This window comes from Streptomyces sp. NPDC037100 (genome assembly GCF_055606225.1).
On record NZ_JBVJSX010000006.1, the window covers coordinates 173611 to 198504 of the forward strand.

The 24894-nt window shown below is 71.7% G+C and carries 23 protein-coding genes; 14 read left to right on the plus strand and 9 right to left on the minus strand.

The window, feature by feature from the left end; genetic code table 11:
- The first annotated feature begins 42 nt into the window (after positions 1-42).
- The 3 genes from ACZ7EG_RS21075 to ACZ7EG_RS21085 all read left to right on the plus strand — a co-directional run bounded on the left by ACZ7EG_RS21075 (position 43) and on the right by ACZ7EG_RS21085 (position 2261).
- On the plus strand, positions 43-1239 hold the full coding sequence (locus ACZ7EG_RS21075) for an AAA family ATPase (RefSeq protein ID WP_471080819.1): 1197 nt from the start codon (positions 43-45) through the stop codon (positions 1237-1239).
- Positions 1232-1591 (plus strand): nucleotide pyrophosphohydrolase, encoded by a 360-nt coding sequence (locus tag ACZ7EG_RS21080; RefSeq protein WP_471080822.1) that lies wholly within the window; start codon positions 1232-1234, stop codon positions 1589-1591. The genes ACZ7EG_RS21075 and ACZ7EG_RS21080 overlap by 8 nt, the downstream gene beginning before the upstream one ends.
- Positions 1592-1790: 199 nt before the next feature.
- A complete protein-coding gene (locus ACZ7EG_RS21085; RefSeq protein WP_471080825.1) occupies positions 1791-2261 on the plus strand; it encodes a DUF6099 family protein in 471 nt (156 codons plus the stop codon).
- A gap of 84 nt (positions 2262-2345) precedes the next feature.
- On the opposite strand, the gene ACZ7EG_RS21090 is transcribed toward ACZ7EG_RS21085, so the two are convergent.
- On the minus strand, positions 2346-2519 hold the full coding sequence (locus tag ACZ7EG_RS21090; protein ID WP_471080829.1) for a hypothetical protein: 174 nt from the start codon (positions 2517-2519) through the stop codon (positions 2346-2348).
- 239 nt (positions 2520-2758) lie between these two features.
- Between ACZ7EG_RS21090 and ACZ7EG_RS21095 the strand changes: the two genes are divergently transcribed.
- The 3 genes from ACZ7EG_RS21095 (at position 2759) to ACZ7EG_RS21105 (ending at position 4654) form a co-directional block, all read left to right on the plus strand.
- Positions 2759-3679, plus strand: a complete 921-nt coding sequence (locus ACZ7EG_RS21095) for an LLM class F420-dependent oxidoreductase (protein ID WP_471080832.1) — start codon at positions 2759-2761, stop codon at positions 3677-3679.
- Positions 3680-3803: 124 nt separating this feature from the next.
- On the plus strand, positions 3804-3959 hold the full coding sequence (locus tag ACZ7EG_RS21100) for a hypothetical protein (protein ID WP_471080835.1): 156 nt from the start codon (positions 3804-3806) through the stop codon (positions 3957-3959).
- Between the two features lie 14 nt (positions 3960-3973).
- Positions 3974-4654: a hypothetical protein gene (locus tag ACZ7EG_RS21105; RefSeq protein ID WP_471080838.1), complete on the plus strand. Its 681-nt coding sequence runs from the start codon at positions 3974-3976 to the stop codon at positions 4652-4654.
- Here ACZ7EG_RS21105 and ACZ7EG_RS21110 read toward each other — a convergent pair.
- Both ACZ7EG_RS21110 and ACZ7EG_RS21115 read right to left on the minus strand, forming a co-directional pair.
- The gene (locus ACZ7EG_RS21110) at positions 4615-5571 is read right to left on the minus strand and encodes a CHAT domain-containing protein (protein WP_471081853.1); all 957 of its coding nucleotides are present in this window, start codon (positions 5569-5571) and stop codon (positions 4615-4617) included. The two genes, ACZ7EG_RS21105 and ACZ7EG_RS21110, sit on opposite strands and share 40 nt — an antisense overlap.
- Before the next feature lie 35 nt (positions 5572-5606).
- Positions 5607-7118, minus strand: coding sequence for a hypothetical protein (locus ACZ7EG_RS21115; protein ID WP_471080841.1), 1512 nt, complete (start codon positions 7116-7118; stop codon positions 5607-5609).
- Positions 7119-7300: 182 nt separating this feature from the next.
- On the opposite strand from ACZ7EG_RS21115, the gene ACZ7EG_RS21120 reads away from it, so the two are divergent.
- From ACZ7EG_RS21120 to argF, 4 genes are all read left to right on the plus strand, one after another.
- Positions 7301-8764, plus strand: coding sequence for a 3' terminal RNA ribose 2'-O-methyltransferase Hen1 (locus ACZ7EG_RS21120; protein ID WP_471080844.1), 1464 nt, complete (start codon positions 7301-7303; stop codon positions 8762-8764).
- On the plus strand, positions 8761-11337 hold the full coding sequence (locus ACZ7EG_RS21125) for a polynucleotide kinase-phosphatase (RefSeq protein WP_471080847.1): 2577 nt from the start codon (positions 8761-8763) through the stop codon (positions 11335-11337). The genes ACZ7EG_RS21120 and ACZ7EG_RS21125 overlap by 4 nt, the downstream gene beginning before the upstream one ends.
- 220 nt (positions 11338-11557) lie before the next feature.
- Positions 11558-12781 carry an arginine deiminase gene (locus ACZ7EG_RS21130; RefSeq protein WP_471080850.1) on the plus strand — a complete coding sequence of 408 codons (1224 nt, stop codon included), beginning with the start codon at positions 11558-11560 and terminating at the stop codon, positions 12779-12781.
- 114 nt (positions 12782-12895) lie between these two features.
- Positions 12896-13903, plus strand: a complete 1008-nt coding sequence (gene argF, locus ACZ7EG_RS21135) for an ornithine carbamoyltransferase (RefSeq protein ID WP_471080854.1) — start codon at positions 12896-12898, stop codon at positions 13901-13903.
- A 68-nt stretch (positions 13904-13971) separates the two neighbouring features.
- On the opposite strand, the gene ACZ7EG_RS21140 is transcribed toward argF, so the two are convergent.
- Positions 13972-14439: an ATP-binding protein gene (locus ACZ7EG_RS21140; protein WP_471080857.1), complete on the minus strand. Its 468-nt coding sequence runs from the start codon at positions 14437-14439 to the stop codon at positions 13972-13974.
- Between the two features lie 308 nt (positions 14440-14747).
- On the opposite strand from ACZ7EG_RS21140, the gene ACZ7EG_RS21145 reads away from it, so the two are divergent.
- The 4 genes from ACZ7EG_RS21145 (at position 14748) to ACZ7EG_RS21160 (ending at position 20222) form a co-directional block, all read left to right on the plus strand.
- Complete coding sequence (locus tag ACZ7EG_RS21145) at positions 14748-15575, plus strand: enoyl-CoA hydratase family protein (RefSeq protein ID WP_471080861.1); 828 nt, start codon at positions 14748-14750, stop codon at positions 15573-15575.
- A complete protein-coding gene (locus ACZ7EG_RS21150) occupies positions 15560-17935 on the plus strand; it encodes a bifunctional salicylyl-CoA 5-hydroxylase/oxidoreductase (RefSeq protein ID WP_471080864.1) in 2376 nt (791 codons plus the stop codon). Before ACZ7EG_RS21145 ends, ACZ7EG_RS21150 begins: the two co-directional genes overlap by 16 nt.
- 10 nt (positions 17936-17945) lie before the next feature.
- Positions 17946-18896, plus strand: a complete 951-nt coding sequence (gene sigJ, locus ACZ7EG_RS21155) for an RNA polymerase sigma factor SigJ (RefSeq protein ID WP_471080867.1) — start codon at positions 17946-17948, stop codon at positions 18894-18896.
- Positions 18897-19010: 114 nt separating this feature from the next.
- On the plus strand, positions 19011-20222 hold the full coding sequence (locus tag ACZ7EG_RS21160; RefSeq protein WP_471080870.1) for an NAD(P)/FAD-dependent oxidoreductase: 1212 nt from the start codon (positions 19011-19013) through the stop codon (positions 20220-20222).
- A gap of 21 nt (positions 20223-20243) precedes the next feature.
- Here the strand turns inward: ACZ7EG_RS21160 and ACZ7EG_RS21165 are convergent, their stop codons facing one another.
- The 5 genes from ACZ7EG_RS21165 to ACZ7EG_RS21185 all read right to left on the minus strand — a co-directional run bounded on the left by ACZ7EG_RS21165 (position 20244) and on the right by ACZ7EG_RS21185 (position 24889).
- Positions 20244-21326, minus strand: coding sequence for an ABC transporter ATP-binding protein (locus ACZ7EG_RS21165; protein WP_471080873.1), 1083 nt, complete (start codon positions 21324-21326; stop codon positions 20244-20246).
- A complete protein-coding gene (modB, locus tag ACZ7EG_RS21170) occupies positions 21323-22174 on the minus strand; it encodes a molybdate ABC transporter permease subunit (RefSeq protein ID WP_471080876.1) in 852 nt (283 codons plus the stop codon). Before modB ends, ACZ7EG_RS21165 begins: the two co-directional genes overlap by 4 nt.
- Positions 22171-22989, minus strand: a complete 819-nt coding sequence (gene modA / locus ACZ7EG_RS21175) for a molybdate ABC transporter substrate-binding protein (protein ID WP_471080879.1) — start codon at positions 22987-22989, stop codon at positions 22171-22173. The genes modB and modA overlap by 4 nt, the downstream gene beginning before the upstream one ends.
- A 142-nt stretch (positions 22990-23131) precedes the next feature.
- Positions 23132-23923 (minus strand): ribonuclease BN, encoded by a 792-nt coding sequence (locus tag ACZ7EG_RS21180; RefSeq protein WP_471080882.1) that lies wholly within the window; start codon positions 23921-23923, stop codon positions 23132-23134.
- A 153-nt stretch (positions 23924-24076) separates the two neighbouring features.
- The gene (locus tag ACZ7EG_RS21185) at positions 24077-24889 is read right to left on the minus strand and encodes a PaaX family transcriptional regulator (RefSeq protein WP_471080885.1); all 813 of its coding nucleotides are present in this window, start codon (positions 24887-24889) and stop codon (positions 24077-24079) included.
- Positions 24890-24894 lie beyond the last annotated feature (5 nt).

Consider the following 24894-nt stretch of genomic DNA (forward strand, 5'->3'; position numbering starts at 1 on the left):
ACGGAACGGTTCGTCCCACCGGCGCAGCCCTACCGTCCGGACATGACCCAGCCCGCCCTCCCCGACCGGCCGGCTCTCCGCGACCGGCCCGCCGCCCCCGTCCCACCCGCTCTCCTCGTCCACCCCGATCGTCCCCGCGTCACCGAACTGCGCCTGGCCGCCTTCGCCATCCACCGCCGCGCCGCGTTCCCGCTCGGGCCCCTCACGCTGCTCGCCGGTCGAAGCGGCTGCGGCAAGACCAGCGCGCTGCGGGCGTACGAGGCCCTCGCCCGGCTCGGGGGCGGCGCCGAGCTCGGTGAGGCGTTCCCCGACCCGGTCGCCTGTGTGCCGGAGCGGGCCCGGCCCGACGCGCAGCGCCGCCGCGGCTTCCGCATCGGCTGCACGGCCGACGGCCCCGCCGGCCCGGTCCGTCTCGACGTGGCCGTACAGGCCGAGCCCGAACTGCGCGTCGTGGGCGAGCGGTTGACGTCCGACGGACTGGTCCTGCTGGAGACCGCCCTGCGCGATCCGGGCAAGCGCGCCGTGCAGGCCGCCTGGCACACGGCCGGGCCGACGCCCGTGACCCGCGGCCCGCTCCCGGACGACCGGCTCGGCACCGCCCTGCTGCCCCTGCGCGTCGCCGGCAAGACACCGGGGCAGCGCAGGGTGCTGGCGGCGGCCGAGCAGATGGTCGTCGCCTTGCGCTCCGCCTTCGCCTGCGACCCCGAACCCTCCCGAATGCGCGGCCCCGTGGCGGCCGGCTCCGGCCGTCTCCGGGGCGGCTGCGGCAACCTCGCGGACGTGCTGTGGCGCACCCGGGCCGAGTGCGGGCGGCGGCACGCGCAGCTCGTGGCGGCGGTGCGGGCCGGATACAGCGGGCCGGTGGCGGACGTACTGGCCCGGCTGGACGGCGACGGGACGGTCACCGCCGCCGTCGACCGGGGCGACGGCTTCCACACGGACCTGGGCCGGCTGGGCCACGGAGAACTGCGCTACCTCGCTTTCGCGTTGGTCCTCCTCACCGGACCCGGAGTGCTGGAGGTCGACCCGGCCGGCGAGGTGCCCGCCGCCCTGCAGTCGCTCACGATCCTCGCCGACGGTTTCGACCGGGGCCTGGACCCACGGCAGCGACGGGAATTGCTGGGCCTCGCGGCCCGGATGTGCGAGCGGGGGCACATCCGGCTCGTCGGCGCGGTCGGCGACGCTTCGTGGGCCGCCGGGACGGAGGGGGCCACGGTGGTACACCTGGATCGTGACTGATCCACTGGACGCATCGCAGCCCGGCCCCCATGGTGAACCCCTCGACGTGGCGACACTGCAACGCCGGCTGGCCGAGTTCGCCGCCGCGCGGAACTGGCAGCCGTACCACACCCCCAAGAACCTGGCCGCGGCACTCAGCGTCGAGGCGTCCGAACTCGTCGAGATCTTCCAGTGGTTGACGCCCGAGGAGTCGGCCCGGGTCATGGCCGACCCGGACACCGCGCACCGTGTCACCGACGAGGTCGCCGACGTGCTCGCGTATCTGCTCCAGCTGTGCGAGGTGCTCGGTATCGACCCGCTGGCGGCGCTGGACGCGAAGATCGACCGGAACGAACGGAGGTTCCCGATCTAGCGGGCACCACCCGGCCGCCTGGAGCAGAGAAGTCCACTTGTACGCTGCGTAATCGAATCGTGGTCCGATTCCGAATTGTTGTCCGCAGATTTCCGCCTTCCTCTGGCTTTTCGTCTCACGCCCCCTCACGCTGGGTAGTGAACAAGGGAGTGCGGGCAGACAGACGCGCGCAGCGCGTCGGACAAGACGGGGGCAGCGCATGGACGCGGTGCGGCTCATCGTGACGAGCAGGCGGTCCCTGGCGGCGGGCGGCGACGCGCGGGAGACCCTGGCCGAGGTGTGGCAGGCGCAGGCCCTCGCCCAAGCCATAGGAAGCCGTCTCGCGGTCGCCGGGCCGCCCGAACTGCGCGGCGAGGCACTGGGGTTGACGGAGCTGGCGGGCCGGGGCTGCGGTGTCCTCGACCCGCCGGTGCTGGCGCCCGGTGAGCTGAGGGCGGGCCAGCTCACCGAGTTGGGCGACGCCCGGCACACCCTGATGTACCTCGGCGACCTCCTCGGAGAGGTCGGCATCGCCCTGGTCGCCCTGGCCAGCGCCGCCGACGACGAGGGCACGTACTGGCAGTGCATGGAGGCCATCGACGCGGCGGACGAGTCCCGCGACCGCGTCCTGGAGATGCTCCGCAGACTCGCGGACCGGGAACAGGCGCTGCCGGAGAAAGAAGCGGGGTGAGGGGACGGGGCAGGCAGGCACGGGGCTCTCCTGAGCCGTGGAAGGAGGCACGACCCCCTCGGCCGGCCCTGAGGTCCCCGGTCCCTAGCCCGTTTGCCCCTCCTCGACGACCCTCCGTTCGACACCCCCCGCCGCCTGAAGGTCCGTGTCCAGCGCCGACAGGTCCGCGTTCAACGCCGCCATCAGCTCCTCCATCTGCTGCAACAGCCCTTGCGGCTGTCCGGTCCCGCCCTGCTGCGGCACGGTCTCTTCGGACATGATGGCCTCCTCGGCCCCCGGCCCCCGGGGAGGCCGACGCGGGTGACGCCCCGGCGGTCCACCCCCCGGTGCGGAAGCCGGGGGCTCCGGCTCCGCCCGAGCCAACGATCACCATCGGGGCCGGTCACTGGCCCGGTCACCGGGGCCCCGCAGTATTGACGTATTTTCACCCGACCGGGGACCGGACGCTACGGGGGACCGACCGCGTGATCGCACACCCCGGCGTGCAGGATGGAAGCATGGATCTGCGCATCTTCACCGAGCCCCAGCAGGGGGCCACCTACGACACTCTGCTCACCGTCGCGAAGGCCACCGAGGACCTCGGCTTCGACGCCTTCTTCCGTTCCGACCACTACCTCCGCATGGGCACCGTGGACGGCCTGCCCGGCCCCACCGACGCCTGGATCACCCTGGCCGGACTCGCCCGCGAGACCAAGCGCATCCGGCTCGGGACCTTGATGACCGCCGGCACCTTCCGGCTGCCCGGCGTGCTCGCCATCCAGGTCGCCCAGGTCGACCAGATGTCCGGCGGCCGCGTCGAACTCGGCCTCGGCGCCGGCTGGTTCGAGGAGGAGCACAAGGCCTACGGCATCCCCTTTCCCAAGGAGAAGTTCGCCCGCCTCGAGGAGCAGCTGGAGGTCGTCACCGGCCTGTGGGGGACGGCCCCCGGCAAGACCTTCGACTTCCACGGCACCTACTACGACCTCACGGACTCTCCCGCCCTGCCCAAGCCGGCCCAGCAGAAGATCCCCGTGCTCGTAGGCGGTCACGGCCCGTCCCGCACCCCGCGGCTGGCCGCCAAGTACGCCGACGAGTTCAACATGCCGTTCGGCTCCGTCGAGGACAGTGAGCGCCAGTTCGGCCGGGTCCGCGCCGCCGCGGAGGAAGCGGGCCGCGGCGACGAGCTGACGTACTCCAACGCCCTCGTCGTCTGCGTCGGCCGGGACGACGCGGAGGTCGCCCGCCGGGCCGCCGCGATCGGCCGTGAGGTGGACGAGTTGAAGCTCAACGGCCTGGCCGGCTCTCCGGCCGAGGTCGTCGACAAGATCGGCCGCTACGCCGAGATCGGCTCCCGCCGCATCTACCTCCAGGTCCTCGACCTCGACGACCTGGACCACCTGGAGCTGATCTCCGCGCAGGTGCAGTCGCAGCTGGCGTGACCCACCGCCAACGGCTCCAGGAGACTGCTCCTGCGAGCCGTTGGCCTGTACAGGCCCGCAGAAGTTCCGTGCACTTCCCCGGGTTCGCCTGCGTGGCAGGAGCGGCAGCCGCATACTGTCGTCCGTGACCGAGGGATCCCCGAAGCCGGGCTCGATGAAGTTCTCCGATGACGGCAAGACGCTGCTCGTCTACGAGGACGGCGAGTGGAAGCCCGACTACCAGCAGCTTCAGCAGTCAGATCAGAACACCGTCGAGTACCGGGGTGACCAGCCGACATGACGGGGGCGGAGCCGGTGGCCACCACCGACGCCGTCGATGACCTCAGGGCCACCCTGAAGTGGATCATTGCCGCCGCCGCCGGCACCGCGACCCTGCTCGTCGGAGCCGGCCCGTTGATCGCTCTGGGCAAGCTCGACGACAGAGGCGATGTTGCCGCTGCTTTCTGCGGACTGGCCCTGGCGGTAGCGGGCATCGGCTGGATCGTCTGGCAGGCCAGCGAGGCCCTGATGCCTCATCTTTCCACTCTCACGCGCTTTCACGGCGATGAGTTGGCAGGCCTCCGCAAGCTCACCGAGGCCGATCCCCGCTCCTTCTTCGGCCCCTACAGGGACTTGACGGAGCTTCAGGCCAAGGTGGAATTCCATGACGCCGTGGCAGGGAACGCCGCCGTCATGCTGGCCCGGGAATCGGACGAGATCCGCGCGAAGATCCTGCAGCAACGGTTTGAGGCGGCACGTGCCAATGCCGAGCATGCGCGGCTGCTCGAACGCCGGCTGTTGGTCGTCGTTCACGCCTGGCTCGTCCGGGAGGCCGTCCGCAAGGCGCGGCGGCACGCCTTCTGCGCGATGATCGTGGTGGTGGCGGGAGCCGTCCTGTTCCTCACCTCGACCAACGACAACAAGCAGGAGACGCCGAAGAAGAAGGCTCAAGCGCCTCACGCCAGGCTGGTGCCCGGGTCCCCGTACTGGGTATAGGCGAGCCATGTTGGATCCGTGCTGCTGTGCAGTGCCTTGCGCGCGGTCATGACGGCGAGACCCAGGGGCTGGCGATCGGCGACGAACGCGTCGTAGAACGCCTCGGAGAACTCTGTGGCCTGCTTGCTGGGCACTCGCCACAACGTCCCCACGAAGCCGCCGGCGCCCGCCTGCATGAACTCCGTGGCCCAGCCCGTCAGCTTGGTGTACGTGTACGTGGCTCCGGCGCTTCTGCACGCGTTGAGGAACACCAGCGGGGAGTGGGTTGCCAGGTCCTTTCTGGCCACCGCCATGGCCAGCAGCTCCGGAGTGAGGGAGCCGCCTTCCATCGCGATGCTGGAGCCTCCCTCCTCGACGTCGAAGGTGTTGTGGCACGCGAAGTGCAGCAACCCGGGAGCCCCTTCCTCGATCCAGTCCAGGACGTCCTCGGTGTCCCGCAACACCCTGCCGTGATCGATGCGCAGACTTCGGGTCAGTCGGCCATTGAGACTGATGACCTCGGCGCGGGCGTCGCTCGGTGCTGCCTGTGGCAGAACGAAAGCCGCGCAGGAAAGGGGGATCGTGCCGACGCGTTCCTGGTTGTAGACCCTCCGGGACACGGGAAACTGCTCGACGAGGAACCCGTGGTCCTCGAGGCCGGTCATCGGATAGAGCAGTTCCCAAGGGATGACGTCGTCCTCCGTGGCGATGCTGAACCGGGAGATCTTCGAGCGGATGCTCCAGAACTGTTCCCTGATAGGGCCGGGCACCATCTCGTTCCAGAGCTTCACTCCCAGTGCCTGTAGCCGCCGGGATCGCGAGCGGTCGGCTCCCGCGCCACCGCAGTACTCCTCAAGCCGCTGGAGCGTGCGTTCGATGGGGCCGTCCAGTTCGGCCGGCAGGCTCATCGGCACCGTGCTGTAGAAGATGTTCTCCATCAGTACCTGGAACTCGTAGCGGTCTCCGACGCGTTTCAGCTGGAGAGTGGCCTCACCCGGATTCGCCTGGAGCGGTCCCAGGTTCGCCCCCTTGGACGCGCTCTGCCCGCCCCGCGCACCGGGTTGGACCGAGAATTCAAGGGCGAGTTCACCGACGAACGTGCCCCCACCCATGCGGTGACATGCGCGTGGAGCATTCCCGTCCGACGTGCCTCGAACTCGAAGAGCACTGGCTCCGAATCGCCGTTCGGGGGGACGACGAGCTTCTGGTTGAGGCCGCTGACCGGGGCGAGACCAGCTCGCGTCTGCACGGTCAGCATCACCTCGACGCCCTGGTCGGGAACGTCGAACTGCTTCAGCGCCGCGCCCTGGGTGAAGCGGATCGACGAGCCCTGGACGATGATCCGCATCACCAGGCAGATCCGCTCCCCGGGAGCCACCTGGAGAGGGAAGTCGGCGACCAGCAGCCGGTCGACACGCTCGAGTGCGGGAGCCGCCTGCCGTGCTTCGAGGGCGGGTGCACTGCCGGTCAGAGGCAGCTGGGGTCGGCGGCTCGCCGACAGGGCCCGGGTCTCCACGAGCACGCCTGTGGAGAACGCCTGGGCCGCAGCGTCGTACCGCGCGATCACCAGCTCCTCCCGTTCGACGAACTGGGCCTGCTCCCTTTCGCGCAGCAGAGGGATCTCGTCCCGGGCGTGATCGACCTTCCGCCGTTCCTGCTTCAGCCCGAACGCCCGCTTCTTCATGTCGTCGTAGCGGTCGCGTTCGAAAAGGAGCCGAGCGGTGACCGTCGCGAGCTGCCGGGTGTGGCCCGAGTAGAAGGCGAAGGCCGAGCACAACAGCAGCATCACTCCGTAGAGGACCCATTCCCCCACATACGAGAGGAAGAAGGTGCCGTCGAGCACGGTGATGGAGCGGGCCGCGAATGCCGTGACGGTGAGAGACGACACGGCCATGCCGAGCGCACCGTATCGGTACAGCGGGTGTCGCCGCCCCAAGAAGAGCCAGACGCCGGCGACGAAGGGGCAGAGGATGCCGACTGCCGTGAGGAGCACGGCGGACAACCACTGGACGAAAACGCCCTCGTACGAAGCGCTCTGGCCGGCCAGGCTGAACCCGAACAACAGAGTCTCCGCCGCGCCGGCCGCGGTCAGCACGCTGCGGCCCCGCCGGGGGTGGAACTCCTCCGCCCCCACGGTGCTCAGTTCGCCGGGCGACATGCTGTGCGTGAGGCTGTCGACGATATCCCGGCACCTGGCGAGATCCGTCGCGACGTGCGCCTGGCTGGTGCGGATATCCCGCAACTGCCGCTCCAGGCTCTCAGCCCGCTCCTGCACCTCCTTCAGCGCATTGCGGGCCTCCTCGCGAATCGCGGCGACGGCGGCCTTCTTCTCCTCTTCCAGCGACCGGAGATAGGCCGCCTGCACGTGCGCGAATTCCTCGGCGTCAAGGCCGGCTTCCCAGGCATGCCGGGTATGTTGCCGTCCGGCCCTCTCCTGGAGATCGAAAAAGGAGGGTGCGGAGCCGTGTCCGTCGGGAAAGGTCATGCACGTCGTCCTTCGTCGGCTCCACGCGAATCCGCTGCGCTCAGCTGGAACCACACTTTAAGGAGACATGGGGCCTTCGCGCCCCCCGAAGGCAGCAAAAACAAGTGAATGCGCCGGGATCCCTCGCGTACCTTGTCGCACATACATCCGCAGACCAGAAGGTGTTTCGAGGTGCGACCCCCTTGCTCCTGACGATCACGACCACCGGCACGCCGGAACGTCCCGCCACCGACCTCGGCTACCTGCTGCACAAGCATCCCGACAACGCGCAGGCGTTCTCCACCTCCTACGGCACGGCCCACGTCCTCTACCCCGAGGCCGAGGCCGGGCGTTGCACGGCGGCGCTGCTGCTGGAGGTCGACGCGGTGGCACTGGTCAGGCGGGGCAAGGGCAAGGGCCGCGGCGGCGCTCCGGACGCGGCACTCGCGCAGTACGTCAACGACCGCCCCTACGCGGCCTCCTCCCTGCTCGCCGTAGCGCTGAGCAGCGTCTTCTCCAGCGCGATGAAGGGCGTCTGCAACGCCCGGCCGGAACTGCCCGGCCGGGCCAGGCCGTTGCGTGTCGAGGTGCCCGCGCTCCCCGCCCGGGGCGGCCCGGACCTCGTACGGAAGCTCTTCGAGCCGCTCGGCTGGAGCGTCACCGCCGAGCCGGTGGCACTGGACACCGAGTTCCCCGAGTGGGGCGACTCGCGGTACGTGAGCCTCGTGCTGGAATCGGACACGCTCACCCTCGCCGAGGCCCTGCGCCACCTCTACGTCCTGCTCCCCGTCCTCGACGACGCCAAGCACTACTGGGTCGCCCCCGACGAGGTCGACAAGCTGCTGCGCGTCGGTGAGGGCTGGCTGCCCGGCCACCCCGGGCAGCGGCTCATCACCAGCCGCTACCTCTCGCGCCGCTGGGCGCTGACCCGCCAGGCCACCGAGCGCCTGGAGCTGGTGCGTCTCGCCGAGGCCGACGACAGCGAGGTCGAGGAGATCGACAACGCGGTCGAGGCGGAGACCGAGGCCGAGGAGAAGCCGACCCCGCTGGCCGTGCAGCGCCGCGAGGCGATCGTCACGGCGCTCCGGCAGTCCAAAGCCGCCCGGGTCCTCGATCTCGGCTGCGGTCAGGGCCAGTTGGTGCAGGCCCTGCTCAAGGATCCGGCGTTCACCGAGATCGTGGGCGTGGACGTGTCGATGCGGGCGCTGACCATCGCCTCCCGGCGGTTGAAGCTGGACCGCATGGGCGAGCGGCAGGCCTCCCGTGTCCAGCTCTTCCAGGGTTCCCTCGCCTACACCGACGTCCGGCTCAAGGGCTACGACGCCGCCGTGCTCAGCGAGGTCATCGAGCACCTCGACCTGCCCCGGCTGCCCGCCCTGGAGTACGCGGTGTTCGGCTCCGCGCGTCCGGGGACGGTCCTCGTGACCACTCCGAACGTCGAATACAACGTGCGCTGGGAGTCCCTGCCGGCCGGCCACGTCCGGCACGGCGACCACCGCTTCGAGTGGACCCGCGCGGAGTTCCGCGCCTGGGCCGAAGCGGTGGCCGAACGGCACGGCTACGACGTCGAGTTCGTCGCCGTGGGCCCTGACGACCCCGAGGTGGGACCGCCCACCCAGATGGCCGTGTTCACGATGACCACGCCGAAGGAGGCGAAGGCGGCATGACCGACGTACAGCAGGGGCGCGTGCTGCCCGTCACCGACCTGTCCCTGGTGGTGCTGGTCGGAGCCACCGGCTCCGGCAAGTCCACCTTCGCCCGCAGGCACTTCAAGCCCACCGAGGTCATCTCGTCCGACTTCTGCCGCGGCCTCGTCTCCGACGACGAGAACGACCAGAGCGCCACCAAGGACGCCTTCGACGTCCTGCACTACATCGCGGGCAAACGCCTGGCCGCCGGCCGCCGCACGGTCGTGGACGCGACCAGTGTGCAGTCCGACGCCCGCCGCCAGCTGATCGACCTGGCCAAGCAGTACGACGTGCTGCCGATCGCGATCGTGCTGGACGTGCCCGAGGAGGTGTGCGCCGAACGCAACGCGGCCCGCACGGACCGCGCCGACATGCCCCGCCGGGTCATCCAGCGCCACACCCGCGAACTGCGCCGCTCCCTCAGGCACCTGGAGCGCGAGGGCTTCCGCAAGGTCCACATCCTGCGAGGCGTGGAGGAGGTCGAGCACGCCACGGTCGTCACCGAGAAGCGCTTCAACGACCTGACCCACCTGACCGGTCCGTTCGACATCATCGGCGACATCCACGGCTGCGCCGCCGAACTGGAAGCGCTGCTGGCCAAGCTGGGCTACGTCGACGGCGTCCACCCGGAGGGCCGTACGGCCGTCTTCGTCGGCGACCTGGTCGACCGCGGCCCGGACAGCCCGGGCGTACTGCGCCGCGTGATGGCGATGGTGAAGTCCGGCAACGCCCTGTGCGTGCCCGGCAACCACGAGAACAAGTACGGCCGCTACCTGCGCGGCCGCAAGGTCCAGCACACCCACGGCCTCGCCGAGACCATCGAGCAGATGGCGGGCGAGAGCGAGGAGTTCGTCGCCGAGGTACGCAAGTTCCTCGACGGACTCGTCAGCCACTACGTCCTCGACGGCGGCCGGCTGGTCGTCTGCCACGCCGGTCTGCCCGAGAAGTACCACGGCCGCACCTCGGGCCGGGTCCGCAGCCACGCCCTGTACGGCGACACCACCGGGGAGACCGACGAGTTCGGCCTGCCGGTGCGCTACCCGTGGGCGGAGGACTACCGGGGCCGGGCCGCGGTCGTCTACGGCCACACCCCGGTGCCGGAGGCGACCTGGCTCAACAACACCATCTGCCTGGACACCGGCGCCGTCTTCGGCGGCAAACTCACCGCGCTGCGCTGGCCGGAGCGCGAGCTGGCCGACGTCCCGGCGGAGCAGGTCTGGTACGAGCCGACGAAGCCGCTGCGCTCCGAGGCGCCCGGCGGGCAGGACGGCCGTCCGCTGGACCTGGCGGACGTGCGGGGCCGCAGGGTCGTGGAGACCCGGCACCAGGGCCGCGTCGCGATCCGCGAGGAGAACGCGGCCGCCGCCCTGGAGGTCATGAGCCGCTTCGCGGTGGACCCGCGCCTGCTGCCGTACCTCCCGCCGACCATGGCCCCGACGGCCACGAGTCACGTCGAGGGCTACCTGGAGCACCCGGCCGAGGCCTTCGCCCAGTACGCGGCGGACGGTGTCGCGCGGGTCGTGTGCGAGGAGAAGCACATGGGCTCGCGGGCGGTGGTCCTGGTGTGCCGGGACGCGGAGGCGGCCCGCAAGCGCTTCGGCGTCGGGGGCACCTCCCGCTCGAGCGCAGCCGAGGGTGGGGCGGGCCCCACGGGGTCCCTCTACACCCGCACCGGACGTCCCTTCCTGGACGACGAGGCCCTCACCGAGGAGATCCTCGACCGGGTGCGCACGGCGATCGGCGAGGCCGGTCTCTGGGACGAGCTGGAGACGGACTGGCTGCTGCTGGACGCCGAGCTGATGCCCTGGTCGCTGAAGGCGTCCGGCCTGCTGCGGTCGCAGTACGCCGCCGTGGGCGCCGCGTCCGGCGCGGTGCTCCCGCGGGCACTGGCCGCCCTGCGGGGCGCGGCGGCGCGCGGCGTGGACGTGGGCGGTCTGCTGTCCCGCACCGGTGAACGCGCCACGGACGCCGCCGCGTTCACCGAGGCGTATCGCCGCTACTGCTGGACCACCGACGGCCTGGAGGGCGTGCGCCTGGCACCGTTCCAGATCCTCGCGGTGCAGGGGCGCAACCTCGCCGGCCTGCCGCACGACGAGCAGCTCGCCCTGCTGGACCGGCTCGTCGAGCACGACGGCAGCGGACTCCTGCAGACCACCCGTCGCCTCTACGTCGACACCGCCGACCCGGAGTCGGTCCAGGCCGGCATCGACTGGTGGCTGGAGATGACCGGCCGCGGCGGCGAGGGCATGGTCGTCAAGCCCGTCGGCGCGGTGGTCCGCGACGGCCAGGGCCGCCTGGTGCAGCCCGGCATCAAGTGCCGCGGCCGCGAGTACCTGCGGATCATCTACGGCCCGGAGTACACGCGCCCGGAGAACCTCGCCCGGCTGCGCTCGCGGTTCCTCAACCACAAGAGGTCCCTGGCGATCCGCGAGTACGCCCTGGGCCTGGAGGCCCTGGACCGGCTGGCCGAGGGCGAGCCGCTGTGGCGGGTGCACGAGGCGGTGTTCGGGGTGCTGGCGCTGGAGTCGGAGCCGGTGGACCCGAGGCTGTGAACGGGTGGGCGACAGTTCTGCCGTCGCCCACCTGCGCTTGGCGACGGCACCGGGCAACCCGGCCGGTCGAGCCGGCCGGTGCGGAGGAGGGCTGAGGCGACCCGGCGTGTGACGCCCCGGCGCCCCCGGGACCTCGTTGTCGTCACCCCGACGCGAACAGAAGCGCGACGAAACATGCGGGAAGTGCGTCAACGTGGGCCCTGGCGGTCAGGATGGATGCATGGCATACCACGTCCACTCCGAGGCCGGGCGGCTGCGCCGCGTCATCCTGCACCGGCCCGATCTCGAGCTCAAAAGGCTCACCCCCAGCAACAAGACCTCGCTGCTCTTCGACGACGTGCTGTGGGTACGCAGGGCCCGCGCCGAGCACGACGGGTTCGCCGACGTGCTGCGCGACCGCGGTGTCGCCGTCCACCTCTTCGGTGACCTGCTGGCCGAGACGCTCGAGGTGCCCGCGGCCAGATCCCTCGTCCTGGACCGGGTCTTCGACGAGAAGGAGTACGGCCCGCTGGCCACCGACCCGCTCAGAGCCGCCTTCGAGAACCTGCCCGCGCGGGACCTGGCCGAGGTCCTGATCGGCGGCATGACGAAACGCGAGTTCCTGGACGTGAACCCCGAGCCGACCTCGGTGCGCTTCCACGTCATGGAGCTGGACGACTTCCTGCTGGGCCCGCTGCCCAACCACCTCTTCACCCGCGACACCTCCGCCTGGATCTACGACGGGGTGTCCATCAACGCGATGCGCTGGCCCGCCCGGCAGCGCGAGACCGTGCACTTCGAGGCGATCTACCGGCACCACCCGCTGTTCCGCGACGAGACGTTCCACGAGTGGTCGAAGGGGCAGACCGACTACCCGTCGACCATCGAGGGCGGGGACGTGCTGGTCATCGGCAACGGGGCCGTGCTCATCGGCATGAGCGAGCGCACCACCCCGCAGGCCGTGGAGATGCTCGCGCACAAGCTGTTCGCCGCCGGGTCCGCCGAGACGATCGTGGCCCTCGACATGCCCAAGCGGCGTGCCTTCATGCACCTCGACACCGTGATGACGATGGTCGACGGCGACACCTTCACCCAGTACGCGGGCCTCGGCATGCTCCGCTCGTACACCATCGAGCCGGGCGTCGGCGAGAAGGAGCTGAAGGTCACCGACCACCCGCCGGAGCACATGCACCGCGCGATCGCCGCCGCCCTCGGCCTGAACGAGATCCGTGTGCTGACCGCCACCCAGGACGTGCACGCGGCCGAACGCGAGCAGTGGGACGACGGCTGCAACGTCCTTGCCGTCGAACCCGGGGTCGTGGTCGCCTACGAGCGGAACTCCACCACCAACACCCACCTGCGCAAACAGGGCATCGAGGTGATAGAGATCCCGGGGAGCGAGCTGGGCCGGGGCCGGGGTGGGCCGCGGTGCATGAGCTGCCCGGTCGCGCGTGATCCGGTGTAGGAGGCCCCTGGGCCTCTGCCCCTGCGGCCGCCGCCCGAGAGCCCGCGTATATACATGCCGAGGTTCGTATAGTATTCCAGCAGTCTGTGTCCCCCGTATCCCTGGAGCGCCCTCATGGCGACTGTCCCGACCGCCCTCGCCGGCCGCCATCTCCTCAAAGAGCTGGACTTCACCGCGGAGGAGTTCCGCGGTCTGGTCGAGCTGGCCGCCGACCTGAAGGCCGCCAAGAAGGGCGGGATCGAGCCGCGCTATCTCCAGGGCCGGAACATCGCGCTGATCTTCGAGAAGACCTCCACCCGCACCCGCTGCGCGTTCGAGGTCGCGGCCGCCGACCAGGGCGCCTCGACCACGTACCTCGACCCCTTCGGCTCGCAGATCGGGCACAAGGAGTCGGTCAAGGACACCGCGCGGGTGCTGGGCCGGATGTACGACGCGATCGAGTACCGGGGTGACAGCCAGCAGAAGGTCGAGGAGCTGGCGGCGCACGCCGGTGTCCCCGTCTACAACGGGCTCACCGACGACTGGCACCCCACCCAGATGCTCGCCGACGTGCTGACCATGACCGAGCACTGCGCCAAGCCGCTGAGCGAGGTCTCCTTCGCCTACCTCGGCGACGCCCGTTTCAACATGGGCAACTCCTACCTGGTCACCGGCGCCCTGCTCGGCATGGACGTCCGGCTCGTCGCGCCGAAGCAGTACTGGCCGGCCGAGGGGATCGTCGACCGGGCCCGCGCGCTGGCCGCGGCCAGCGGCGCCCGCATCACGCTCACCGAGACGGTGGACGAGGGCGTCCGCGGCGCCGACTTCGTCGCCACGGACGTCTGGGTCTCCATGGGTGAGCCGAAGGAGGTCTGGGCCGAGCGCATCACCGCCCTCGCCCCGTACGCCGTGACCATGGACGTCCTGCGCGCCACCGGCAACCCGGACGTGAAGTTCCTGCACTGCCTGCCCGCCTTCCACGACCTCGGCACCAGGGTCGGCCAGGAGATCCACGCGGCCTACGGCCTGGAGTACCTGGAGGTCTCCGACGAGGTCTTCGAGTCGGCCCACTCGGTCGTCTTCGACGAGGCGGAGAACCGGATGCACACCATCAAGGCGGTCATGGTGGCGACCCTGGCCTGAACAGGCCATGCCCGTGCGGCCGGCGCCCTGCGGCCGCTACGGGCTCCAAGACCCCCGGCTCGCCCCGGTCACACCGTCCGGCGCCGCTGAGCCGGTACCGCGGACAGCCTGAACCAGACCGCCTTGCCCGACTCGGTCGGCCGGTGCCCGCAGGAGGAGCTCAGGGCGCGGATCAGCAGCAGCCCGCGCCCGTGCTCCTGCCAGGGGTCGGGCGGTCCGCCGGCCGGGCGCGTGAGGTCGCCGGGCGGAGCCGGGTCGGTGTCGTGCACCTCCACCTGGCAGCCCGACGGCATCAGCTCCACGACCAGCTCTATCGGCGTCTCGCCCGTGGTGTGCTCCACGGCGTTGGCCACCAGCTCCGCCGTCAGCAGCTCCGCGGTGTCGCGGTCCGCCCCGTGGTCCAGCTCGGCCAGCGCCGTACGGACCAGGGCGCGGGCCACGGGCACCGCCGCTGCGGTGTGCGGCAGCGCGATGCGCCAGGAGGCGGGGGCTGAGGGGAGTTCGTACACGGCGGGTCCGTTCATGGAGCAGGACATCCTGCTTGCAACCTGATGAATGGTACGGCGCCGCTCCTCGGAGGCGTCCGAGGGGCACCGTCGGAGGCGCCCTTGCCCCCTTGCCGGACGGCTTACCCAGGTGAACGCGCCGTCGCGCACAGCTGCTCCCGCCGTTACGCCGGTGTGGACGATCTGTGACGGATGTGACCGGGCCGGGTCACGCCGGGCCCGTGCCGAAGTCCTACCCGTACGGTCTATCGCGCACTCATGACGACAGTCACGGATGAGTGATAGCTTCGAGGGGTAGAGCTCAGTGAGGCAGTGCCCGCCCGAGGAGGCCGCACGTCATGAGTCCCTTCACCGGCTCCGCCGCCCGCACCCCCGGCTGGGAGCATCTGCGCGTCGACGTCGCCGACGGCGTCGCGACCGTCACCCTCGCCCGCCCCGAGAAACTCAACGCGCTCACCTTCGGCGCCTACGCCGACCTGCGTGACCTGCTCGCGGAGCTGTCCCGGGAGCGGTCCGTACGGGCCCTGGTGCTGGCCGGCGAGGGCCGCGGCTTCTGCTCCGGCGGCGACGTCGACGAGATCATCGGCGCGACGCTCGGCATGGACACCGCACAGCTCCTGGACTTCAACCGGATGACCGGCCAGGTGGTCCGTGCGATCCGGGAGTGCCCCTTCCCGGTGATCGCGGCCCTGCACGGCGTGGCGGCGGGCGCCGGAGCGGTCCTCGCCCTGGCCGCGGACTTCCGCGTCGCCGACCCCACCGCCCGCTTCGCGTTCCTCTTCACCCGCGTCGGCCTCTCCGGCGGCGACATGGGCGCGGCCTACCTGCTGCCCCGGGTCGTCGGTCTGGGCCACGCGACCCGCATGCTGATGCTGGGCGACCCGGTCCGGGCCCTGGAGGCGGAACGCATCGGCCTCATCAGCGAACTGACGGAAGAGGGCCGGGCGGACGAGACCGCACAGCAACTGGCCCGGCGCCTGGCGGAGGGCCCGGCTCTGGCCTACGCCCAGACCAAGGCACTCCTGACGTCCGAACTGGACATGCCCCTGGCGGCCTCGATCGAACTCGACGCCTCGACCCAGGCCCTGCTGATGACGGGCGAGGACTACGCGGAGTTCCACGCGGCGTTCACGGAGAAGCGCCCCCCGAAATGGAGCGGACGATAGTGGACGTCCCTGAAGGGGCGCGGGGAACCGCGCGACAAGCCACAACGCGCCCGCACCCGGGCACTGAGCCGAACCACCCCCTACGCGTGGCGATCATCGGCGGCGGCCCCGGCGGCCTCTACGCCGCCGCCCTCCTCAAACGCCTGGACCCGGAACGCCACATCACCGTCTGGGAACGCAACGCCCCCGACGACACCTTCGGCTTCGGCGTGGTCCTCTCCGACGAAACCCTCGGCGGCATAGAACACGCCGACCCCCAGGTCCACGAGGCCCTCCAGCAGCACTTCACCCGCTGGGACGACATCGACATCGTCCGCCGCGGCACCCGCCACACCTCCGGAGGCCACGGCTTCGCGGCCCTGGGCCGCCAACGCCTCCTGGAGGTGCTCCACACCCGCTGCCGCGACCTCGGCGTCGACCTCCGCTTCCACGCCGAGGCCCCCGAAGACCTGCCGTGCACCCACGACCTGGTCATCGCGGCGGACGGTGTCCACAGCTCCACCCGCGAGACCCACGCGGACGTCTTCCGCCCCCGGGTGACGACCCACCGCTGCCGCTACATCTGGCTCGCCGCCGACTTCCCCTTCGACTCCTTCCGCTTCGAGATCGCCGAGACCGAACACGGCGTCATGCAGCTCCACGGCTACCCGTACGCCCCCGACGCCTCGACGGTGATCATCGAGATGCGCGAAGAGGTCTGGCACGCTGCCGGATTCGACGAGCTCGGCGAAGCGGAGTCGATCGAGCGCTGCGCCAAGATCTTCGCGGAGGCCCTCCGCGGCCGCCCCCTGAAGTCGAACAACTCCACCTGGACGACGTTCCGCACGGTGGTCAACGACCGCTGGTCGCACGGCAACGTCGTCCTCCTCGGGGATGCCGCCCACACCGCCCACTTCTCCATCGGCTCCGGCACGAAGCTCGCCGTCGAGGACGCGCTCGCCCTGGCCGCGTGCCTGGAGGAGCAGGGCTCGCTGCCCGAGGCCCTGGCCGCCTACGAGGCGGAGCGGCGACCGGTCGTCGCCTCCACGCAGCGCGCGGCACGGGCCAGCCTGGAGTGGTTCGAGAACCTCCCCCTGTACCTGGATCAGCCGCCCCGGCAGTTCGCCTTCAACCTGCTCACCCGCAGCCGTCGCGTCACGCACGACAACCTGCGGCTGCGCGACCCCCGCTTCACACAGAAGGTGGAGCGCGAGTTCGGCTGCCCGCCCGGCACGCCCCCGATGTTCACGCCGTTCCGGCTGCGCGGACTGACCCTGCGCAACCGGGTCGTCGTCTCGCCCATGGACATGTACTCGGCCGTCGACGGCGTCCCCGGTGACTTCCACCTCGTCCACCTGGGCGCCCGGGCGCTGGGCGGGGCCGGGCTGGTGATGACCGAGATGGTGTGCGTCAGCGAGGAGGGCCGGATCACGCCCGGCTGCGCCGGCCTCTACACCGGACGGCAGGCCGAGGCCTGGAAGCGGATCACGAACTTCGTGCACGCTCAGGCGCCCGGCACCGCCATCGGCGTGCAGCTCGGCCACAGCGGCCGCAAGGGCTCCACGAAACTCATGTGGGAGGGCATGGACGAACCGCTGGAGGAGGGAAACTGGCCGCTCGTGGCCCCCTCGGCGCTTCCGTACAAGCCGTTCAGCCAGACGCCGCGCGAGCTGTCCCGCGCCCAACTGACCGACATCCGCGAACAGTTCACGGCGTCCGCGGTCCGCGCCGCCCGGGCCGGCTTCGACCTGCTCGAACTGCACTGCGCGCACGGCTACCTGCTGTCGGGGTTCCTCTCCCCGCTGACCAACCTGCGCACCGACGCCTACGGCGGCTCCCTGGAGAAGCGGCTGCGCTTCCCGCTGGAGGTCTTCGACGCCGTACGGAACGTGTGGCCCGGGGAGCGGCCCATGACCGTCCGCGTCTCCGCCACCGACTGGGCCGAGGGCGGGACGAGTGCCGAGGACGCCGTCGAGATCGCCCGGGCCTTCGCCGCGCACGGCGCCGACGCGATCGACGTGTCGACGGGGCAGGTCGTCGCGGACGAGCGACCGGAGTACGGGCGGTCGTACCAGACGCCGTTCGCCGACCGGATCCGCCACGCCACCGGCATCCCGGTGATCGCGGTCGGCGCGATCTCCAGCTGGGACGACGTCAACTCCCTGATCCTCGCGGGCCGCACCGACCTCTGCGCCCTGGCCCGCCCCCACCTCTACGACCCCCACTGGACCCTGCACGCGGCGGCCGAGCAGGGCTACACGGGCCCGGGCGCGCCCTGGCCGGCCCCGTACCGCGCGGGCAGCCGCCGCCCCCGGACGGGCCGCCTGGACGCCCCCAAACCGCGACTGGATCTCGAAGGACGCGGCACCCGGGGACGTTAGGATCCGTGGCATGCCCCTGACCCTGGACGACGTGGACCGGTTCGAAGCCTCCCGACCGCGTCTGGAGGCCGTGGCCTATCGGATGCTCGGGTCGGCGAGCGAGGCCGAGGACGCCGTGCAGGAGACGTTCCTGCGCTGGCAGGGCGCGGACACCGACCGCATCGAGGTCCCCGAGGCCTGGCTGACGAAGGTGCTCACCAACCTGTGCCTCAACCAGCTCACCTCGGCCCGGGCGCGGCGTGAGACCTACGTGGGGCAGTGGCTGCCCGAGCCGCTGCTCGCCGGGGACCCGATGCTCGGGCCCGCCGACACCGCCGAGCAGCGCGAGTCGGTCTCGTACGCGGTGCTCGTCCTGCTGGAGCGCCTCTCCCCGAACGAGCGGGCGGTGTACGTCCTGCGGGAGGCCTTCGACTATCCGCACCGGGAGATCGCCGAGATCCTCGACATCACGGAGGCCTCCAGCCAGCAGATCTTCCACCGCGCGAAGAAGCGCGTCGCGGACGGCAGGGCCCGTACCCGCACCGAGATCGACGAGACCGCCGCGCGGCGGATCATCGACGAGTTCCTCGCGGCCGCCGCCAGCGGCAGGACCGAGCCGCTCGTGCACCTGCTCACCGGGGACGCCGTCGCGGTCGGCGACGGTGGCGGGAAGGTCCCGGCCCGCGCCCGGGCGTTCGAGGGTGCCCTCGCGGTCGCGAAGTTCATGCGGGGCCTGTTCAAACCCAGCGCGGCCAAGCGCGCCCTGGTCGGCGGCTCGCCCGACGTCTACGCCTGGACCGCCAACGGCGACCCCGCCCTCGTGGTGGTCCTCGACGGCCGGGTCATCGGCGTCATGTGTCTGGAGGTCGCCGCCGACGGCATCGCCGCGTTCCGCAACCAGGTCAACCCCGACAAGCTCGAACGCGCGACCCGGCTGTGGGCCGCCGGCGACCACGGAGAACCCCTGCTGACGGTCTTCTGACCCGGCCGACCGCAGTGTGACGCGCATCACAGCACGCTCCTGTCAGGAAACGGCGGGCCGCCCGGTTCAAGAGGCGAACCCGCTGAAGACAGCCGTCATGACAGGAGCCACGCCATGCAGCACCGCATCGTCGTCCTCGGAGCCGGCTACACCGGAGCCACCGCCGCCGGCCGCCTCGCCAAGCGACTGCACCGCGAGGACGTCGCCATCACCCTCGTCAACGCCGAGCCCGACTTCGTCGAGCGCGTCCGGATGCACCAGCTCGCGGCCGGCCAGGACCTCGCGCCCCGGCCCTTCGCCGAGATGTTCCAGGGCACCGGCGTCGCAGTGAAGCAGGGGAAGGTCACCGCCCTCGACGTGGACGGCAGGACCGTCACCGTCGCCGCCCCGGAAGGCTCGGGGGAGCGGGAGGGCGAGGTCCTGCCGTACGACACCCTCGTGTACGCCCTCGGCAGCGGCTGGAACGACCAGGGCGTGCCCGGTACCGCCGAGCACGCCCACGAGATCGCCGGCCGCACCGGAGCGCTCCGGCTGCGGGAGCGCCTGGCCGGACTGTCCGCCGGGCAGTCCGTGGTCGTGGTCGGCGGCGGCCTCACCGGCCTGGAGGCCGTGACCGAGATCGCCGAGGCCCGCCCGGACCTCGACGTCGCCCTCGCCGCTCGCGGTGGCCTCGGCGACTGGCTCTCACCCAAGGGCGGCGGGCACCTGCGGAAGGTCGTCGACCGGCTGGGCATCACCGTCCACGAGCACACCGCCGTCACCGCCGTGGCAGCCGACCACGTCACCACCGCCGACGGCACCCGCCTCCCGGCTGCGGTCACCGTGTGGACCACGGGCTTCGCCGTCCACCCGATCGCACGGGCCACCACCCTGGAGGTCTCCGGCACCGGCCGGATCGTGGTCGACCGGACCATGCGCTCGGTGTCGCATCCGGACGTGTACGCCGTCGGCGACGCGGCCCTGGCGATGGGCCCCGGGGACAAGCCGCTGCGGATGTCGTGCGCCTCGGGAGTCCCCACCGCCTGGCAGGCCGCCGACGCCGTCGCGGCCCGCCTGACCGGCCAGAAGGTCCCCCGTGTGCCGGTGCGCTACTTCAACCAGTGCATCTCGCTGGGCCGCAAGGACGGTCTGATCCAGTACGTCACCGCCGACGACCGTGCGGTGTCGGCGGCCCTGACCGGCCGGCTCGCCGCGTTCTACAAGGAGATCATCTGCAAGGGCGCGGCCTGGGGTGTCGCCCACCCGACGATCCTGCCGGTCCGGCGCCGCCGCGTCGTGCGGGAGGCCGTCGTCCCGGAGGGCACGCCGGTCAGGACGGCGGCCTGACCCGTGGGGGTGCCGACCGCCTCAGACCGGGTACGCGTGGGTCTGCGTGGCCTTCACGGTCGCCCAGACCTCCGCGCCCGGGTGGAGGCCGAGTTCGGCCGCTGCCACGGTCGTGAGGTCGGCGGCGAGGGGCAGTTCCCCGGTGAGGTCGGCCCGGATCTGGTCGCCGTGCGTCTCCAGGCCCGCCACCTCGCAACGCCACAGGTTGCGGGCGCTGGAGCCGGTGGGGCGCTCGCGGTGGAGGGTGACCGCGCTCGGCGGGAACGCCACGAAGACCGGGCCGGACAGCACCTCGGTGGTGATGAGGGACGGGCCGTCCGCGAGCCGGACGGTGTGGCCGTCGGCCACACCCCGGTAGAGGTTCAGGCCCACCAGCCGTGCGATGTAGTCCGTGCGGGGGTGGCGGGCGATGTCGGCCGGGGTGCCCTCCTGCACGACGCGGCCGTGCTCCACGACCACCAGCCGGTCGGCCAGCACCATCGCGTCGAGCGGATCGTGGGTGACGAGCACGGCCACCGCCTCGAAGTCGGCCAGGTGGCGCCGCAGCCGGGCACGGACCTCCAGCCGGGTGCGGGCGTCCAGGGCCGCCAGCGGCTCGTCGAGCAGCAGCAGCCGGGGCCGGGTCGCCAGGGCCCGGGCGAGGGCGACGCGCTGGGCCTGGCCGCCGGAGAGCCTGCGCGGCTTGGCACCGGTGTGCGCCGCGAGGCCCAGTCGGTCGAGGCATTCGGCGGCCTGCGCCCGGGCCTCCGCCTTGGTCGCGCCCTGGCAGCGGGGGCCGAAGGCGACGTTGTCGAGAGCCGTGAGGTGGGGGAAGAGCAGGTAGTCCTGGAAGACCACCCCGACGGGGCGGGCCTCCGGTGGCGTGCGGTCCAACGCCGTGCCGTCCAGCCGCAGATGGCCGTCGGTGAGCGGGGTCAGGCCGGCCAGGGCCCGCAGTGCGGTGGTCTTGCCGGCGCCGTTCGGCCCGAGCAGGGCGACGACCTCGCCGGGCGCGACGGTCAGCGCCACGTCGAGGCGGAAGCCGCCGCGGTCCACGACGAGACGGGCGTCCAGCCCGTCCGCCGAGGTGCCGGCGTGCGTGTCCTGCTCGTGGGTCTCGGTCATCCGGCACGCATCCAACGGTCGCGCAACCCCGCCAGCACAGCGATCGACACGGCCAGCAGCACCAGGCTGAGGGCCATCGCGGCCTCCGGGTCGCTCTGCAGGGCCAGGTAGACGGCCAGGGGCATGGTCTGGGTACGGCCGGGGAAGTTGCCGGCGAAGGTGATCGTCGCGCCGAACTCGCCGAGCGCCCGGGCCCACGCCAGCACCGCGCCCGCCGCGATGCCCGGCGCGATCAGCGGCAGCGTGACCCGGCGGAACGCGGTGAAGCGGGACGCCCCCAGGGTGGCGGCGGCCTCCTCGTAGCGCGGGTCGGCGGCCCGCAGGGTGCCCTCGACGCTGATGACGAGGAACGGCATCGCCACGAACGCCTCCGCGATCACGACCCCGGCCGTGGTGAAGGGCAGCGTGATCCCGAACCACGAGTCGAGCCACTGCCCGACGATGCCGTTGCGGCCGAGCGCCATCAGCAGCGCCACACCGCCGACGACCGGAGGCAGGACGAGGGGCAGGGTGACGAGGGCGCGCACGAGTCCGCGGCCGGGGAAGTCGACGCGGGCCAGCAGCCAGGCCAGCGGCACGCCGACGACCAGGCTCACCGCGGTCGCCGCCGTGGCGCACAGCAGGGACAGTCTGAGCGCCTGCCACACATCCGGGCTGGTCAGCAGCCCGGGCAGGCTCTGCCACGGGGCCCGCACGAGCAGGGCGACCAGCGGCACGATCAGGAAGGCCAGGCCGATCAGCGCGGGGATCAGCAGGGGCAGCGGGACGCCCGTGCGGGCGCGCCGGCGCCGCGGACCGCCCCGGAGGGTGTCCGCCGCGGCGCGGGGCCGGTCGGTCGGGGAGATCACGGCTCGAGGAATCCTGCCCCGCTCAGGACCTTCCGGCCCTCGGCGGACCGCACCAGCGCGATGAACGCCTTGGCGGCCTCGGCGTTCGGGGCGTCCTCGAGCAGGGCGATCGGGTAGTCGTTGACGGCGTCGGCGGACTCGGGGAACTCCACGCCCTCCACCTTGTCACCCGCCGCGCGCACATCCGTCCGGTAGACGACGGCGGCGTCGGCCTCCTTCAGCTCGACCTTGGTCAGCGCGGCTTTGACGTCCTGCTCGTAGGAGACGGGGGTGAGCTTCAGCCGGCCCGCGTCGAGGGCCTTCCGGGCGGCCGCGCCGCAGGGCACCTCCTCGTCGCAGAGCACGACCTTCAGCTCCGGCCCGGTCAGGTCCTCAAGGCTGGTGATCTTGTGCGGGTTGCCCGGCAGGGTGGCGATCTCCAGCCTGTTGCGGACGAAGGTCACGGGCGCCCCCGAGGCGTCCCCGGCGCCCGTGACGATCTTCATCGTCCTGGGACTGGCCGCGGCGAACACGTCGGCCGGAGCGCCGCCCGTGATGCTCGCGGCGAGGGAGTCACTGCCGCCGAAGCTGAAGGTGACCTTCGTGCCCGGGTGCTCCTTCTCGAACTGCTCGCCCAGCGTCGTGAAGCTCTCCTTCAGCGAGGCCGCGGCGAACACGGTCACCTCGCCGGCGAGCCGGCCCGGCTCGGCGGAGTCCTGCCTCGCCGAGGAATCCGAGCCGGACGACGAGCAGGCACTCAGGGCCAGCAGGGCGGCGGCTGCCACCGCGGCCACCTGGAGCGGGCGGCGGGTCCGGCGCACGGTACGGGTCGGCACGGCTCTTCTCCCTCTGCTGGGCATGCGCCGATGATAATGCCGCAGATGCGAGGGGTGGACCCCCTGTTGATTCGCATGAGCCAGGGCCGGGATCCCCACGGGTGGCATGTGCGTTTCTACGGGGTGACCGGCGGGACCGGCTCTACCCGGTGCGGTTCCGGTGCCCGTGGTGCTCCAGAGCCCAGCGGCCGAAAAGCGCCCCGCCGTAGACGACGTAGCCCACGCCGATGAGCCAGGACTCCACGACCAGGACGACGCCGACCGCTCCGTAGTTGATCGCGTTGGTGACGATGAGGGGGGTGAAGACGAAGTAGGAGAACATGCGCAGGCCGCCCAGTCCCAGCATGGTGGCCAGCGCCCCCGGGAGCAGATCGCGCCAGCGGACCTGCCCGCCCAGCAGGAAGCGCTGCCCCCACCAGAAGAACAGCACCCCGGACGCCGAGCTCAGCGCGATCCGCTCCGGCCCCGAGAGCAGGCCGCGCGTCTGCACCTCCTGGTACAGGTACGCGGTCATCGCGATCAACCACACCGCCTGCCGCCAGACGCGGTGCCACGGGCCCGAGGGCAGGCCCCAGATCCGCTCGTAGCCGTTCTGCACACTCCCGCCGAACGCGACACCGAAGACGGCGAGCGCCACCCCGCCGAGCACGCTCGTGGTGCCGATGACCTTGCGCGGCGGGCTGATGATGTCCGTGAGCACCCGCGCGGACCGCCCGGACAGCCCCATGCCGTCGGCCAGCCACGAGGCGAAACCGCCCCGCCCCAGAGGGTCGGCGGCGGCGACCACGATCAGCAGCGGCGCCAGCGTGACCAGGGCGAGCGTGGCGAACCCCATGGCCCGGTGCATCAACTCCACGTCGCGGCCCTGCCGCACGAGGGTGGGGGCGCCGGCCCGCTTCCACCCGCCGTGCACCGAACGGCCCAGCCGCCTCACGGGAGCCGGTCCGCGCGGGCGCCCGCCGCCCTCGGTGGTGTGGTGACGGTCATCCCTCGGTCCGCCTCCCGCCGCGTGCTCCGTCCGCTCGCGGACATCGTTGACCGTTCCGCAACGGAGCAAACACGGCAAACCGGGCGGAGCCCGCGGGGGTCAGAGCCCCACGAACCCCGCCCCCGCGTCCCGCAGCCGCTCGTGCAGCCCCCGGAACACGGCCGACGAGCGGACTCCCGGCCAGTCGGCGGGAAGCAGCTCGGACGGCAGGCCCGGGTCGGTGTAGGGCAGGTGGCGCCAGGAGTCCAGCGCCAGGAGGTAGTCCCGGTAGGCCTCCTCGGCCGGGGTGTCCTCGCGCTTCTCCCAGTCGTGCAGCACGCGCGCGTGGCGGTCGAGGAACGCCTCGTGCTCCTTGGCGATGGCCGCCAGGTCCCACCACCGGGCGACGGCCTCCGCGGTCGGGGCGAACCCGAGGTGGTCACCGCGGAAGAAGTCGACGTACCCGTCGAGCCGCAGCCGCTGGAGCGTGTGCCGGGTCTCCTCGTACAGCCGCGCCGGCGCGATCCAGACCCCCGGAGCCGCCGTGCCGAAACCGAGCCCGGCCAGCCGGGAGCGCAGCACGTGCCGCTTCTGCCGCTCCGACTCCGGCACGGAGAAGACGGCGAGCACCCAGCCCTCGTCCTCGGGCGGGGCCGAGGCGTAGATGCGTCGGTCGCCGTCGTCGAGCAACTGGCGGGCGTCCGGGGACAGTTCGTAACCGGCCGCGCCCTGGGCGGTGCGGGCCGGAACGAGCAGTCCGCGTCTCTTCAGCCGCGACACCGAGGAGCGCACGGACGGCGCGTCCACGCCGGCCGCGGCCAGCAGCCGGATGAGTTCGGCTACCGGCACGGGGCCCGGCACGAAGCGGCCGTACGCGCCGTAGAGCGTGACGATGAGAGACCGTGGTGCATGCTGGTCGGACACGTTGATCATCTTAG

What these genes read in the sequence shown, in the direction of transcription:
- ACZ7EG_RS21150 (WP_471080864.1), top strand. Translation starts at nt 15,560, where the DNA reads ATGGAGCGGACGATAGTGGACGTCCCTGAAGGGGCGCGGGGAACCGCG.
- ACZ7EG_RS21110 (WP_471081853.1), bottom strand. Translation starts at nt 5,571, where the DNA reads ATGGAGAACATCTTCTACAGCACGGTGCCGATGAGCCTGCCGGCCGAA.
- ACZ7EG_RS21095 (WP_471080832.1), top strand. Translation starts at nt 2,759, where the DNA reads ATGGATCTGCGCATCTTCACCGAGCCCCAGCAGGGGGCCACCTACGAC.
- ACZ7EG_RS21165 (WP_471080873.1), bottom strand. Translation starts at nt 21,326, where the DNA reads ATGACCGAGACCCACGAGCAGGACACGCACGCCGGCACCTCGGCGGAC.
- argF (WP_471080854.1), top strand. Translation starts at nt 12,896, where the DNA reads ATGGCGACTGTCCCGACCGCCCTCGCCGGCCGCCATCTCCTCAAAGAG.
- ACZ7EG_RS21125 (WP_471080847.1), top strand. Translation starts at nt 8,761, where the DNA reads ATGACCGACGTACAGCAGGGGCGCGTGCTGCCCGTCACCGACCTGTCC.
- ACZ7EG_RS21130 (WP_471080850.1), top strand. Translation starts at nt 11,558, where the DNA reads ATGGCATACCACGTCCACTCCGAGGCCGGGCGGCTGCGCCGCGTCATC.
- sigJ (WP_471080867.1), top strand. Translation starts at nt 17,946, where the DNA reads ATGCCCCTGACCCTGGACGACGTGGACCGGTTCGAAGCCTCCCGACCG.
- ACZ7EG_RS21075 (WP_471080819.1), top strand. Translation starts at nt 43, where the DNA reads ATGACCCAGCCCGCCCTCCCCGACCGGCCGGCTCTCCGCGACCGGCCC.
- ACZ7EG_RS21115 (WP_471080841.1), bottom strand. Translation starts at nt 7,118, where the DNA reads ATGACCTTTCCCGACGGACACGGCTCCGCACCCTCCTTTTTCGATCTC.
- ACZ7EG_RS21145 (WP_471080861.1), top strand. Translation starts at nt 14,748, where the DNA reads ATGAGTCCCTTCACCGGCTCCGCCGCCCGCACCCCCGGCTGGGAGCAT.
- ACZ7EG_RS21160 (WP_471080870.1), top strand. Translation starts at nt 19,011, where the DNA reads ATGCAGCACCGCATCGTCGTCCTCGGAGCCGGCTACACCGGAGCCACC.
- ACZ7EG_RS21185 (WP_471080885.1), bottom strand. Translation starts at nt 24,889, where the DNA reads ATGATCAACGTGTCCGACCAGCATGCACCACGGTCTCTCATCGTCACG.
- ACZ7EG_RS21085 (WP_471080825.1), top strand. Translation starts at nt 1,791, where the DNA reads ATGGACGCGGTGCGGCTCATCGTGACGAGCAGGCGGTCCCTGGCGGCG.
- ACZ7EG_RS21090 (WP_471080829.1), bottom strand. Translation starts at nt 2,519, where the DNA reads ATGTCCGAAGAGACCGTGCCGCAGCAGGGCGGGACCGGACAGCCGCAA.
- ACZ7EG_RS21140 (WP_471080857.1), bottom strand. Translation starts at nt 14,439, where the DNA reads ATGTCCTGCTCCATGAACGGACCCGCCGTGTACGAACTCCCCTCAGCC.